The sequence below is a fragment of the Kaistia granuli DSM 23481 genome, from assembly GCF_000380505.1.
Classification (GTDB): Bacteria; Pseudomonadota; Alphaproteobacteria; order Rhizobiales; family Kaistiaceae; genus Kaistia; species Kaistia granuli.
This window is the reverse complement of record NZ_AQYH01000007.1, coordinates 394,786-408,326: the sequence shown is the minus strand read 5'-3', so window position 1 is coordinate 408,326 and position 13,541 is coordinate 394,786. Positions and strand designations below refer to the sequence as shown.

Genomic DNA, 13,541 nt, shown 5'->3' with positions numbered 1-13,541 from the left:
GCCATCCAGGCGGCGGGCCGGGCTCCTCCGCCTTTTTTGTTCCGAATTTGAGAAAAGCTTTTCTCTAAGAACGGATCCGGCCGCTCGAACGGCCGGCGCAGTGGGGAAATACGGCATGGACGACGCCAGCGACAGCACGATCAAGACCGCCCGCCGGCGGCCTGTGACGCTGCGTGACGTCGCCGAAGCGGCCGGCGTCAGCGTCGCCACGGCCTCGAAGGCACTGAACGATCAGGGCCGCATGACGGCCGAGACGCGCACCCGCGTGCAGGCCATCGCCCGCGAGCTCGGCTTCCGCCCGAACAGTCTGGCGCAGAGTCTGCTCCGCCAGCGCAGCTTTACCATCGGCCTGCTCACCAACGACACCTATGGCCGCTTCTCGCTGCCGGTGATGGCCGGCGTTTCCGAAGCCCTGCTCGAAAAGGGCGTCTCCGTCTTTCTCTGCAACGTCGAGGACGATCCCCGTCTCGGGCAGATGCATGTCGACGCCATGCTGGAAAAGCGCGTCGACGGCATCATTGCCTCGGGCAAGCGGCTGGATCGCCACCTGCCGGTCGATCTGTCCAATCTCGGCATTCCCGTCATCTACGCCTTCACCGAGCCCGATCCGAACTCGATCGCCTTCGTCTCGGATGACGAGGGTGGCGCGCGCCTCGCGGTCGAGCACTTCATCGCCCTGGGGTGCCGGCACATCGTGCATGTGACCGGGCCGGAGACCTTTGCCGTCGTGCACCGGCGCGCCGAGGCCTATCGCGCGGTGCTGGCCGACCACGGCCGGACACCGCCGCGCGTGATGATGGGGCCGTGGTCCGAGAACTGGGGCCATCAGGCTATCGCCGAACTGTTCGACGACGCGGAGGGCGAGACGCCCGACGCCGTCTTTTGCGGCAACGACCAGATCGCCCGCGGCGTCGTCGACGCGCTACGCGAGCGCGGCCTGCGGGTCCCGGAGGATGTCGGCGTCATCGGCTTCGACAATTGGGAGATTGTCGCCGCCGCCACGCGCCCGCCGCTCACCACCATCGACATGAACCTGACAGCGCTCGGCCGCGAGGCCGGCCTGACGCTCCTTTCGCTCGTCGACGGCAAGGCCGTCGAGCCGGGCATCCGGAAACTGCCGTGCCGCCTGGTGGTGCGACAGTCATGCGGTCGTCCGCCGGGCGACTAGGGCTACCTGTCACGGTCCCGGGAGGAGCCTGGATCGGGGACACACAGGGAGGAAAGACATGAAAAGACTGACTGGCCTGCTGGCGGCAACCGCCACGCTGCTTTCGATGACGGCGCTCGCCTCGGCGGCGGAAACCGCCAATATCTGGGTTCGCGCCGACGGCTCCAATTTCATGCCGCAGATTGTCGAGGCCTTCAACAAGAGCCACGAGAACCAGATCAAGCTCGACATCATTCCGAATGCCGAGCTGGTGCAGAAATACGCGACCTCGGCCGCCGGCGGCACCGCCCCGGACGGTCTGTCGCTCGACCTGATCTACACGCCGGCCTTCGCGGCGGCCGGCCAGCTCGAGGACATCACCGACTGGGCGAAATCGCTGCCCTACTTCAAGGATCTGTCGCCGGCCCATGTGAAGACCGGCACCTACAAGGACAAGATCTACGGCCTGCCCTTCTCGGCCGACAGTTCCGTGCTGATCTGGAACAAGGATCTGTTCAAGAAGGCCGGCCTTGATCCCGAAAAAGGCCCGAGCAACTTCGCCGAGATCGCGGCGAATGCAGAAAAGGTCGCGGCGCTTGGCGGCGACGTCAAGGGCTTCTACTTCTCCGGCGCCTGCGGCGGCTGCAACATCTTCACCTTCACGCCGCTGATCTGGGCCTCGGGCGGCGACATCCTCAGCGAGGACGGCTCGAAGGCAACCCTCGACACGCCGCAGATGCGCGACGCGATCGCGCTCTATCGCGGCATGGTCGAGAAGGGCCTGGTGCCGGAAGGCGCCAAGACCGATTCAGGCGCCAACTTCTTCGCCGCCTTCGCCGGCGGCAATATCGGCATCGCACCATCCGGCGCCTTCGCCATCGGCGCCCTCAACACGCAGTACAAGGACATCGACTACGGCGTGACCTTCCTGCCGGGCAAGGACGGCGGCTCGTCCTCCTTCGCCGGCGGCGACAATTTCGTCGTCACCAAGGGCACGCCGAAGCTGGCGGTGCTGAAGGAGTTCCTCGACTACGCCTACTCGCTCGAGGGCCAGACGCTGCTCGCCAGCCGCGGCAGCCTTCCGGTCCGCGGCGACATCGCCAAGGAAGCGTTGAAGGATCTCGATCCACGCTACCAGATCGCCGCCGAGGCGATGGCCAAGGGCCGCACGCCGTACAGCGTCGTGTTCAACGACATCATCAACTCCGCCAACGGCCCGTGGGCGCAGATGATCAACGAAGTGTTCTTCGGCGATGACGTGGATGGCTCGATCGCCAACGCGCAGGAGACGATGCAGGGCATCATCGACGCCGGCACCGGCCAGTAAGGCCTCGCGATCGGCGGGGATGCGACGCATCCGATCGCATCGCGTCCCCGCCGTCACGCCATCGCTTGCGAAGGAAACGCCATGTCCTCGATCACGGCCAAAGCCGGCGTCGTCACGCCTGCCGCGCCTGCCAGACGACGGTCGAAGATCGACCGCGGCCATTGGGTCGGCCTGCTCTATATCGCCCCGGCCATCGTCCTGGTGACGGTGTTCTTCGTGATCCCGCTCGGCATGACCGCGTGGATGTCGCTGCACAACTGGCCGCTGATGGGCCAGCACCGTTTCATCGGCCTCGACAACTATGTCGCCATCACCAAGGACGTCCGCTTCTGGAACGCCCTGAAGTTCACGCTCTACTACACGGTGATCGTCACCATCGCGATCTTCGCCGTCGCCTTCCCGCTGGCGCTCTTCGTCGAGAAGCCGCGGCCGATGAACGGCGTCTACCGCACCGCCTTCTTCATGCCTGTTGTCGTCGGCTTCGCCTCGGCGAGCCTGCTCTGGGCCTGGTTGCTCAACGTCGATAGCGGCCTGTTCAGCCCGGCGGCGCAGCAGCTCGGCCTGACCGAGAAGAAATTCAACCTGCTCGCCACCTTCAACCCCGCCTTCTGGTCGATCATCGTCATGGTGGTCTGGAAGGTGGCCGGCTTCACCATGGTCATCCTGATGACCGGGCTGCAATCGATCCCGACCGAATTGCAGGAGGCCGCCAAGATCGACGGCGCCAACGCGTGGCAGCGCTTCCGCGCCATCACCCTGCCGCTGATGCGCCGGACCGTGGCCTTGGCGCTGATCCTCTCCGTCGCCGGCTCGATCCTCGCCTTCGACCAGTTCTACATCCTGCTGCGCGGCGGCCCGCGCAACTCGACGATCACGGCGGTCTACTGGATCTTCAACCAGTCCTTCGTGTCGTTCAAGCTCGGCTATGGCGCGGCGCTCTCCATGGTGCTGCTGGTGATCCTGGTCGTTCTGAGCCTCATCCAGCTCCGGCTGCTGCGAAATCCGGAGGGCACATGATGGCCAAGTCTTCCCGCATCAAGTCCAGCTCCAGCGACCGTTCGCTCGGACGCTTCGCCGGCGAGCATGGCATCGGCGTTTTCCTGTCGATGGTTTTCGTCGCGCCGATCGCCTGGGCGATCCTGTCGACCTTCAAGCCGCCGATGGAGGCGCGGCAACCGCCAATTCCGCCCTGGCCGACGACCGGCTTCTCGATCGAGAACTACATCACGCTGGACAGCTTCGGTGCCGGCCTCTGGCACTCGGCCCAGAACAGCATCTTCGTCGCCATCTCCAGCGTCGTGCTGACGGCGGTGATCAGCCTGCTCGCCGGCTACGGCTTCTCGCGCTTCCGCTTTCCGTTCAAGAACCTGTTCTTCATCCTGATCCTGTCGACGATCATGATCCCGTTCCAGTCGATCCTGACGCCGATCTTCCTGATCCTGTCCTGGCTCGGCCTGCAGAACACCCTGACCGGCCTCGTCCTCGTCTACGTCACGCTGCAGATGCCGTTCTCGATCTTCATGATGCGCAATTCCTTCGACGCCGTGCTGAAGGAGATCGAGGAAGCCGCCCGCATCGACGGCGCCACCAATTTCGCGCTGCTGACCAAGGTGATGCTGCCGCTGGTCTGGCCAGGCGTGGTGACGGTCGGCCTGTTCGCCTTCCTCAATACCTGGAACGAGTTCCTCGCCGCCCTCGTGCTGATGACTGATCAGGGGAAATTCACGCTGCCGATCATGATGACGGCCGTGCAGTCGGGCCGCTTCGGCGCCGTCGACTGGGGCGCCGTGCAGGCGGGCGTCACCGTGATGATGATCCCCTGCCTGATCCTCTTCCTGCTCCTGCAGCGCTACTACATCCGCGGCCTGACGGCCGGCGCGGTGAAGTAGCCCTCCCCCGAACCCCTTTTTGAAAGATAGGAGTCTTCCATGAGTGCCCTGCCATCCGCCGACGAGGCCCCGCGCGCCCGCTTCCGTCCGCCCGCCGTTCCCCAGGTTGAAGTCCGCGGCTTCTGGGGCGCGCGCGTCGACGCCGTCGCCGACAAGACCGCTGACATCCTCTACCAGCGCTGCGTCGAGGCCGGCATGCTCGACCAGATCGATCCGGACCGGCCGGTGCCGGCGCTGCGCATCCCGTTCCATCCGAACGGCACGGTGACGATGCAGATGTTCTGGGATTCCGATCTCGGCAAGACGATCGAGACGGCGGCCTATTGCGTCTATCGCAAGCCGAACCCGGCGCTCGAAGCCAAGATCGACGCGGTCATCGACATGTTCGAGAAGCTGCAAGCCGAAGACGGCTACCTGTCGAGCTGGTACCAGCGCATGGAGCCCGGCAAGCGCTGGACCAATCTGCGCGACTGCCACGAGCTCTATTGCGCCGGCCATCTGATCGAGGGGGCCGTCGCCTATTACCAGGCCACCGGCAAGCGCAAGCTGCTCGACGTGATGTCGCGCTATGCCGACCACATCGCCACCGTGTTCGGCCCCAATCCCGGCCAGCGCCAGGGCTATTGCGGCCATGAGGAGCTGGAACTGGCGCTGGTCAAGCTCGCCCGCGTCACCGGCAACCACAAATACATGGACCTCGCCAAGTACATGGTCGACCAGCGCGGCCAGCAGCCGCACTATTTCGACGAGGAGGCAAAGGCTCGCGGCGCCAATCCGGCCGACTACCACTTCAAGAACTACGAGTACAACCAGGCGCACAAGCCGGTGCGCGAGCAGGACAAGGTCGTCGGCCACGCCGTCCGCGCCATGTATCTCTATGCCGGCATGGCCGACGTCGCGACCGAGTATGGCGACGACGACCTCCGCAAGGCGCTCGACCGGCTCTGGGACGATCTCAATTCGAAGCGCCTCTACGTGACCGGCGGCCTTGGGCCCTCGGCCGACAATGAAGGCTTCACGGCCGACTACGACCTGCCGAACGAGACGGCCTACGCCGAGACCTGCGCCGCCGTCGGTCTCGCCTTCTGGGCCAACCGCATGCTCGGCATGGGACCGAACACGCGCTATGCCGACACGATGGAACTCGCGCTCTACAACGGCTCGATCTCCGGCCTGTCGCTCGACGGTTCGCTGTTCTTCTACGAGAACCCGCTCGAGAGCCGTGGCGGCCACAATCGCTGGAAGTGGCACCGCTGCCCGTGCTGCCCGCCGAATATCGGCCGCATGGTGGCGTCGATCGGCACCTACATGTACGGCCAGGCCGAAGGCGAAGTCGCGGTCCACCTCTATTGCGACTCGACCGCGACGCTCGATATCGGCAGCGCCGAGGTCAAGCTGACCCAGGCGACCCGCTATCCCTGGGACGGCGCGATCGGCATCACCGTCGACGTGGCGAAGCCGACCCGCTTCGCGCTCAACCTGCGCATCCCGGCCTGGTGCCGCAAGGCAACGCTTTCAGTCAACGGCTCGCCGGTCGATCTGAAGGCCGCGACCGAGGACGGCTATGCGCGCATCGAGCGCGAATGGAAGACCGGCGACACGGTGCAGCTCGATCTCGACCTCGCCGTCGAGCAGCTCTACGCGCATCCGGAAGTCCGCCAGGACGTCGGCCGCGTCACCCTGAAGCGCGGCCCGCTGGTCTATTGCCTGGAAGGCATCGACAACCCGCCCTCGCTCAATCGCATCCGTGTTCCCGACGCCTCCAGCTTCACGGCCAATTTCGAGCCTGGCCTGCTTGAGGGCGTCGTGACACTGGCGGCGGAAGCCGAAGCCGATGCGACCGGTGACTGGAACGGCGACCTCTATCGCACGACGCCGCCCAAGACTGAGACCGTGCCGATCAAGGCGGTCCCCTACTATGCCTGGGACAATCGCGAGCCGGGCGAAATGCTGGTCTGGCTGCGCGGCGGCTGATCCCTCACGGCCCGCTGCGCCGGAGGTTTGCAAGCCTCTGGCGCGGCGGAATTTCTTCTCTATGCTCGCGCATCTTCCCGCTCAACGAGGTCGTGCGCGTTGTTCTTCCTGATCCGGCTGGCTTTTCTCTATTGCGTGATCGGCGCCGGCATCCTGCTGGTCCAGCTCACCTTCACGCCCTGCCAACGGCCGCTCGTCCTCGACGACGGCAGCGGCGCGCTCAAGGGACCGATCGAGTTCGGCCGCCTCTGGCACGACACCGCCTATACATCGCGGGTCATCAAGGACGTCGTCTTCTGGGGACCGCGCGCCATCGACTTCGTCATCAAGGGCGACGTGTCGGTGAAGAACTTCCTGCTCGCCACCGACTGCAGGCGCTGAACCGGTGCAGGCGCCTCAGATCACCAGCAGCGGCGTCTTCGACGGCACGCGGTCATAGAGGTCCATGACGTCCTGGTTGAACATCCGGACACAGCCGGCCGAGGCCGACTTGCCGATCGACTTCCATTCCGGCGAGCCGTGGATGCGGTAGAGCGTGTCGACACCGTCCTTGTAGATATAGAGGGCGCGCGAGCCGAGCGGATTCTGCAGGCCGGGCGGCATGCCCTTGCGCCACTTCTCCAGCTCAGGCTTGCGCCGGATCATGGCGGCGGGCGGCGTCCAGGTCGGCCATTTCCGCTTCCACTGCACCACCGCGCGGCCCTTCCAGGAATAGCCCTGGCGGCCCAGGCCGACGCCGTAGCGGATCGCCTTGCCGTCCTTCAGCACCCAATAGAGGTGTTTTTCCTTGGTGTTGACCACCAGCGTGCCGGGCGGCTCGCCGGTCGGATCGTCGACGATCTGGCGCAGATATTTCGGATCGACCGTCGAGTAGGGAATGCCGGGAAGGCGGTAGTCGCCATCCGTCACCGCCGCGTAGCGCAGGGCATTTTCGCCAGCCGGGACCGGCTCGACGACGCTTGCCAGGGGCGGCTGCAGCGCGGGCGCCTCGGGAGCCGGCTTCGGCGTCAATGCCGTCAGGCTGCCGTCGTCGCCGGTTCCCTTCGGGACCTGCGCGCAGGCGGCAAGCGCCGACGCACCGACGACGGACATGCCGGTCAGCAACGACCGACGCGAAAGAAGCAAAGACACTGGACGAGAACCTTGGGCTGACGGGGAGGATTCGGCTGCGTGAGCCGATCTTGAGGGGGTCTCCTGCCAAGGCGAATGCGGCGGCGATGTGATGATCGCCGCCGCTGGCGGCGCAGAGCAGCCATGCAGCGGCACGATGACCCGAGCTGTTGCCAGAAGGACACGGATGCCGCGCGGGGCGGACGCCGCTACACCCCGGACACGAAATCGGCGGCGCAAAACGCCGATGCGAACGACCGCTGCAGGCTGGAAGCGGTCAGCGGCCGCAGCCGGGGCAAGCGGCCCAGGATGCGGACCCGGCCGATTTCGGCGATCGCCCGCGCCGCCACGGGCTCGGCATCGCCGACAAAGGCAACACCGAGCATGGGAACGCCGCGATTGCGCAACGCCTCCAGCGACAGCAGCGTGTGGTTGATCGTGCCGAGCCCGGTCCGGGCGCAGAGCACGACCGGCAAGCGCCAGTCGGCGAAGACATCGGCGAAGGTCACCGTCGAGGTCAGCGGCACCATCACCCCGCCGGCTCCCTCAATGACCAGCGGCCGCCTTGTGGTCGGCGGCACCAGCGCCTCGACCGCGATCGAGACACCCTCCGCCACCGCCGCATGGTGCGGCGATGCGGGTCGCCGCAGCCGATAGGCTTCGGCAAGGATGCGATCCTCGCCGACCGCCGCCAGCCGGGTGACCGTCGCGCTATCGGTCTCCTCGTCGAGGCCCGCCTGCACCGGCTTCCAGTAGCAGGCCCCGAGCAGCGCCGTCAGTCCGGCGGCGAACACCGTCTTGCCGATGCCGGTGTCGGTTCCGGTGACGACGAGGCGTGGCGGCGTCACCGGGACGACGCCTGGATCGCGCCGGCCCGCATGCCGAGCTTAGCCAGCAGCGCGGCGTCCTGCCGGCGCTGCGGATTGCCGGTCGTCAGCAGCGTGTCGCCGGTGAAGATCGAGTTGGCGCCGGCGAGAAAACAGAGCGCCTGCGTCTCGTCGCTCATGGCATGCCGACCGGCGGAAAGCCGGACAACGCTCCGTGGCATCAGGATCCGCGCCAAAGCCACCAGCCGGACGAAGGCGATGGGATCCACCGGCTCGCCCTTGTCCATCACAGGGGTCCCCTGGATCTCGTTCCACATGTTGAGCGGGACGCTTTCCGGCGGCGGATCGAGGCCGGCAAGGAGAACCAGCATGCCGATCCGGTCGGCGATCGTCTCGCCCATGCCGACAATGCCGCCGGAGCAAACCTTGATGCCCCCCTCGCGGACATGGGCCAGCGTCTCCAGCCGGTCGTCCATCGTACGTGTCGTGATGATCTCGGAGTAGAACTCAGGCGAGGTGTCGACATTGTGGTTGTAGTAGTCGAGCCCCGCGCCAGCGAGCCGCTCGACCTGGGCCGAGCTCAGCATGCCGAGCGTGACGCAGGTTTCCATCCCCAGCGCCCGCACGCCCTCGATCATCGCGCAGACCTTGTCGATGTCGCGATCCTTCGGGCTTCGCCAGGCCGCACCCATGCAGAAGCGTGTCGCGCCGCCTGCCCTCGCCCGCTCGGCCTCCGCCAGCACGCGCTCGACTTGCATCAGCTTCGTCGCCGTGACGCCGGTGTCGTAGCGGGTGCTTTGCGAGCAATAGCCGCAATCCTCCGGGCAGCCGCCCGTCTTAATGCTGAGCAGGCTCGCCTGTTCGATCTCGGCGGGATCGAAATGCTGACGATGAACCGTCTGGGCGCGGAACATCAGCTCGGGCCATGGCAGGTCGTAGATGGCCTTCGCCTCGTCCTTCTCCCAGCTTCTGCAGGGTTGTCCCGCCTGCATCGCAGGCGCGACAACGGAGTGGCCGGCAGCCCTCATCGGCCAAGCTTTCCGATGAAGCGGGCCGGCACCAGGGCGGCGCCGAAGGCGACCATGGCTATGTTGATCAGGTCGCCGAGAATGAAGGGCGTGAAGCCGAGCGCCAAAACCTTCCCGGTCGGCACGAACAGCGCGAGCCACGGCAGGCCGGCAGCATAGGTGACGGTGATGCCTGCCAGCATGGCCATGGTGCGCCCCAACGTCTTGCGCCCTTCAGCCAGCACGCCGGTGACCCAGCTCGCCGCCAGATAGCCGAGCAGATAGCCGCCTGTCGGCCCCGCCATATAGGCCAGTCCGATGCCGCGCTCCGGTGAATCCGAGAAGACCGGCAGGCCGGCGGCGCCGACCGCGAGATAGGCGAAGAAGGTGGCGGTAGCGAGCCGGGGCCCCGCCGCGATCGCGATCGCCATGACGGCGAGCGTGTGCAGCGTCATCGGCACCGGCCAGGACGGAATGTGGATCTTGGCGCACAAGGTGATGAGCGCGACGCCGGCGAGAACGAAGGCGACCGGGCGCACCAGCGTCCGCGCGTTGCGGGACGGGATCGAAAGAATGGAGCTCATTGCGGTTCCTAAATTATAGATAATAACTGAATCTATCTATAATAGAATCCACATCCTCTCCCGAGTCGCAAGGGCTATCTATAATTATCAGCCAACGATAGCGAATGCGTCGCGCACCTTGCCGCCCGCCGCAGCTACCGGACGTCGGCCGATCCATTGCACATGGCCGGCGAGCGTCGTGCAGGCGACATCAACCTGCCGGCCCCGCAGGGCAGCCAGTATCGCGCGGTGATCATGGTCGGTTCGCGCTTCCCAATCGGCGCGCCAGGCGGCGAACAGGAACCGCGCACTGGCGGCATGCAGATCGTCGATCGACGCCAGCAGACGCGGCATGGCGCAGGGCGAGAGGATCAGTCGGTGGAAGCGCCGGTTGGCCTCCTCCCAGGAGCGGACATCGCGCGAATTGTCGCCAGCCTTCGTCGCTTCTTCGGCTTCGTCGAGAATGGCGGGAGTCAGGTTCGGAGCCGCATGCCGCAACGCCAGGACCTCGAGCGCCGCCCGCATTTCCGCCACTTCCTTGACCTCGGCCAGATTGAAAGCGGCAACTCGCACCCCGCGACGCGGCTCGCTGACGGCGAGACCCTGCGCCTCCAGCCGCCGGAAGGCCTCACGCACCGGCACATGGCTGGCGCCGAATTCTTCCGCGATATGATCCTGACGCAGGCGCGAGCCCGGCTCAATATCGCCGGCGATGATCCGCTCCGCCAACGTCCGGCTGATCCGGACGGCCAGCGTCTCTTCTCTGGGCTTGCTCATGTTTTATAGATAATTTCTCGCGCTGCGATTGTCGATTGCCGAATCCGGCCGCGACACCGCAAACGCGGCCCGGCAGCCCCGTACCCGTCACGCGGCCGAAGCGCCGCGAACCATGGCTGATCTTAGCCAACCTAGCCGTCGGCGCCATAGCAGGACGGCCGAAGCCAGGCCGCTGGATCCCCGAAATCCCGCCCAAACAACCCGACACAACCGAAACTTAGCTAGCTGTTGCGCGGCCGCTACAGCAGTCCAGCTGGAATGCGACTAACCCCCATCCGCTATCACCGTTTGGGGGACTACCATGCGCTTGCTGCCTTCGGTCGAGGGGCGCTACTAGCGCCCCTTTTTCTAGGATCATCCTAGGCGCAAAGGAGAATTCGACGATGCGGCCGAGTTGATCCCGGAACGCCAGGCTATGGCACAGTGGCATGAGCGGCCCCGCACTCGTCCCACACTGCTTTCAATAGGAAATCAGGCTGCCGAAGTGGCATCCATGTCGATTACGACTGCTGGAAGAGAAACTGAGAGCCTTTTGCATAGATGCCAGATGCACATCTCAGAAAGACTGGTGCGGGCGGTCGGAATCGAACCGACACTCCTTTCGGAACCGGATTTTGAGTCCGGCGCGTCTACCAGTTCCACCACGCCCGCAACGCGCAGGCTCCTGGCCCGCGACGGCGCGACTATAATCAGGCTCGCGGCAGAAGCAACGGCGATTTCGACATGTGCCCAGTTGCGAGGCCGGCGCCTTCGGCATGCACGAAGGTGGGCAGGCTCCACAGCGGCAGTGAACCACCGGCCGGCAAGGAAGCTGGCGGATCGGATCGCCGCGACCGCCTCGCGCCGATATGAAGGCCGCGACGTCGACAGACCCGAGGTCGGCGGGCTAGAAGCAGGCGGCATCGATCAAAGCGAGACATCCATGGCCGCCAGTTCCTCTTCCCGCCGCCTGCCGCTCGCGCTCTTCAGCTTCGGGATCGGCCTCGTGGCCATCCTCGGCGCCTGGGCGTCCCAGATCTTCGGCGGCTATTCGCCGTGCAAGCTCTGCCTCGAACAGCGCATTCCCTATTATGTCGGCCTGCCCGTCCTGCTGGTCGCCATCCTGCTGCTCAGCATGAAGTCGTCGGAGCGGCTGGCGCGATGGCTGCTGGTCCTCGCCGGGCTGATCTTCCTGGCCGGGCTCGGGCTCGCGCTCTACCACGCTGGCGCGGAATGGAAATTCTGGCCGGGACCGGCGGATTGCGGCGGCGGCATCGCCACCACCGGCAATGCCGGCGACCTGCTGGCACAGATCGGCAAGACCAAGGTGGTGAGCTGCACGGAAGCGGCGCTGCGAGTCCTCGGCCTGTCCTTCGCCGGCTGGAACGCGCTTGTTTCGGCCGTCATCGTTGCCGCCACGCTGTGGGCCGGGCTCGGCCGTCGCTGAAAGCGTTCGCGCGAAGAAGAGCCAACAGTCAGATGATGCGGCCCCTTTCCATGTTTCGATGAAACGCTGGAAGGGCCGCGACGCTAGGCCGGATCCTCGTCGACAGCCGCCTGCGTCAGCTGATGCAGCACGATGCCGCTTGTCGTCGCGACATTGAGCGAATCGACGCCGCCGACCATGGGAATCCGCACCGTCCGGGTGCGGGCCATGACCGCGTCGTCGAGACCGGGACCTTCGGTTCCAAGCAGGGCCGCGACGCGGGCCGGCCGCTTCAGCTCGGCCAGGCGAAACGCTCCGTTCGGGCTCAACGACACGGCGGTGAAGCCATGCCGTTCGAGCAGCGATACGACATCCTCCGCGTCTGACAGGCGCGCATGCGGGAGGGTCAATGTGTTGCCGACCGAGACACGGATCGCCTTGCGATAAAACGGATCGCAGCAGCGCGCATCGAGCAACACCGCGTCGGCGCCGAAGGCGGCGGCGTTGCGGAAGATGCCGCCGAGATTGTCGTGGTTGGAAATCCCCATCAGCACGACGACCAGCGCCCGCCCCTCGATCCCGCCGAGCAGTTGATCGGCAGAAGGCGGCAGCGCGCGATGGCCGAGCGCCAGGATGCCGCGATGGATGTGAAAGCCAACGATGCCGTCGAGCACGGCCTGACCGGCGACATAGACCGGCGTCTCGTCCGGCAGCTGGTCGGTGATATAGGCGAGGCCGCCGACGCGCTTCTCGTCCAGCAGGAGCGAAACAGGCTGGTGCCGATCGGACTGCACCAGCGTCTGCAGCACGACCTCGCCCTCGGCGATGAAGTGATCGTGGCGGCCGACGAGATCGCGCTCGCGCACCTGGCAATAGGGCGCAATGCGGGGATCGGCGGGATCGGTGATGCGGATCAGCTTGGGCAAGGCTCTGGGATCGACGGTGGACTACGGGTCCAGCTCCGTATCCCAGTAGAGATAATCGAGCCAGCTGTCGTGCAGATAGTTGGGCGGGAACAGGCGGCCGTTATTGTGCAGGTCGGAGACGCTCGGCTGGAACGGCTTCTGCCGCGGCCACATCCGGGAATCGGCAGAGGTGAGGCTGCCCTTGCGCAGATTGCAGGGCGAACAGGCGGCCACGACATTTTCCCACGTCGTCGTGCCGCCCCGGGCGCGCGGGATGACGTGGTCGAAGGTCAGATCCTCGCGCGTGCTGCAATACTGGCACTGGAAACGGTCGCGCAGAAAGACGTTGAAGCGGGTGAAGGCCGGATTGCGTGTCGGCGTCACATAGCTCTTCAGCGAGACGACGCTCGGCAGCCGCATCCGGAAGGACGGGCTGCGGATGTCGACGTCATATTCGGAAACGATATTGACCCGGTCAAGAAACACCGCCTTGATCGTGTCCTGCCAGGACCAGAGCGACAGCGGGTAATAGCTCAGAGGCCGATAATCGGCATTGAGCACAAGGGCGGGATGTGCGCCGGGCGACACGGCTATCGTCAAGACATGGCTT

14 protein-coding genes and 1 tRNA gene are annotated in these 13,541 nt (G+C 65.7%); 7 read left to right on the top strand and 8 right to left on the bottom strand.

Annotated elements, in window-relative coordinates; genetic code table 11:
- Positions 1-115 precede the first annotated feature (115 nt).
- From G342_RS0111850 to G342_RS0111825, 6 genes are all read left to right on the top strand, one after another.
- On the top strand, positions 116-1,168 hold the full coding sequence (locus tag G342_RS0111850) for a LacI family DNA-binding transcriptional regulator (RefSeq protein WP_018183361.1): 1,053 nt from the start codon (positions 116-118) through the stop codon (positions 1,166-1,168).
- A gap of 106 nt (positions 1,169-1,274) precedes the next feature.
- On the top strand, positions 1,275-2,474 hold the full coding sequence (locus G342_RS0111845; protein WP_245557274.1) for an ABC transporter substrate-binding protein: 1,200 nt from the start codon (positions 1,275-1,277) through the stop codon (positions 2,472-2,474).
- 81 nt (positions 2,475-2,555) lie between these two features.
- Positions 2,556-3,491 carry a carbohydrate ABC transporter permease gene (locus G342_RS0111840; RefSeq protein ID WP_018183359.1) on the top strand — a complete coding sequence of 312 codons (936 nt, stop codon included), beginning with the start codon at positions 2,556-2,558 and terminating at the stop codon, positions 3,489-3,491.
- On the top strand, positions 3,491-4,363 hold the full coding sequence (locus tag G342_RS0111835; protein WP_018183358.1) for a carbohydrate ABC transporter permease: 873 nt from the start codon (positions 3,491-3,493) through the stop codon (positions 4,361-4,363). The genes G342_RS0111840 and G342_RS0111835 overlap by 1 nt, the downstream gene beginning before the upstream one ends.
- Before the next feature lie 39 nt (positions 4,364-4,402).
- The gene (locus G342_RS0111830) at positions 4,403-6,337 is read left to right on the top strand and encodes a glycoside hydrolase family 127 protein (RefSeq protein ID WP_018183357.1); all 1,935 of its coding nucleotides are present in this window, start codon (positions 4,403-4,405) and stop codon (positions 6,335-6,337) included.
- A gap of 99 nt (positions 6,338-6,436) precedes the next feature.
- Positions 6,437-6,718, top strand: coding sequence for a hypothetical protein (locus G342_RS0111825; protein WP_018183356.1), 282 nt, complete (start codon positions 6,437-6,439; stop codon positions 6,716-6,718).
- Between the two features lie 15 nt (positions 6,719-6,733).
- Here G342_RS0111825 and G342_RS0111820 read toward each other — a convergent pair whose 3' ends face one another.
- From G342_RS0111820 to G342_RS0111795, 6 genes are all read right to left on the bottom strand, one after another.
- Positions 6,734-7,468, bottom strand: coding sequence for a L,D-transpeptidase (locus G342_RS0111820; protein ID WP_040878700.1), 735 nt, complete (start codon positions 7,466-7,468; stop codon positions 6,734-6,736).
- 188 nt (positions 7,469-7,656) lie between these two features.
- Complete coding sequence (gene bioD, locus G342_RS0111815; protein WP_018183354.1) at positions 7,657-8,295, bottom strand: dethiobiotin synthase; 639 nt, start codon at positions 8,293-8,295, stop codon at positions 7,657-7,659.
- Positions 8,292-9,266, bottom strand: a complete 975-nt coding sequence (gene bioB / locus G342_RS0111810; RefSeq protein ID WP_018183353.1) for a biotin synthase BioB — start codon at positions 9,264-9,266, stop codon at positions 8,292-8,294. Before bioB ends, bioD begins: the two co-directional genes overlap by 4 nt.
- Before the next feature lie 32 nt (positions 9,267-9,298).
- A complete protein-coding gene (locus G342_RS0111805; protein ID WP_018183352.1) occupies positions 9,299-9,865 on the bottom strand; it encodes a biotin transporter BioY in 567 nt (188 codons plus the stop codon).
- Between the two features lie 87 nt (positions 9,866-9,952).
- The gene (locus tag G342_RS0111800; RefSeq protein ID WP_018183351.1) at positions 9,953-10,621 is read right to left on the bottom strand and encodes a GntR family transcriptional regulator; all 669 of its coding nucleotides are present in this window, start codon (positions 10,619-10,621) and stop codon (positions 9,953-9,955) included.
- Between the two features lie 566 nt (positions 10,622-11,187).
- Positions 11,188-11,272: transfer RNA gene (locus G342_RS0111795), tRNA-Leu, on the bottom strand.
- Between the two features lie 271 nt (positions 11,273-11,543).
- On the opposite strand from G342_RS0111795, the gene G342_RS0111790 reads away from it, so the two are divergent.
- Positions 11,544-12,047 (top strand): disulfide bond formation protein B, encoded by a 504-nt coding sequence (locus G342_RS0111790; RefSeq protein WP_026304354.1) that lies wholly within the window; start codon positions 11,544-11,546, stop codon positions 12,045-12,047.
- 83 nt (positions 12,048-12,130) lie between these two features.
- On the opposite strand, the gene G342_RS0111785 is transcribed toward G342_RS0111790, so the two are convergent.
- Entirely contained in the window at positions 12,131-12,952 is an 822-nt protein-coding gene (locus G342_RS0111785; protein ID WP_018183349.1) for a TrmH family RNA methyltransferase, read from the bottom strand.
- Between the two features lie 21 nt (positions 12,953-12,973).
- On the bottom strand, positions 12,974-13,531 hold the full coding sequence (locus tag G342_RS0111780) for an HNH endonuclease (RefSeq protein ID WP_018183348.1): 558 nt from the start codon (positions 13,529-13,531) through the stop codon (positions 12,974-12,976).
- Between the last annotated feature and the right edge of the window lie 10 nt (positions 13,532-13,541).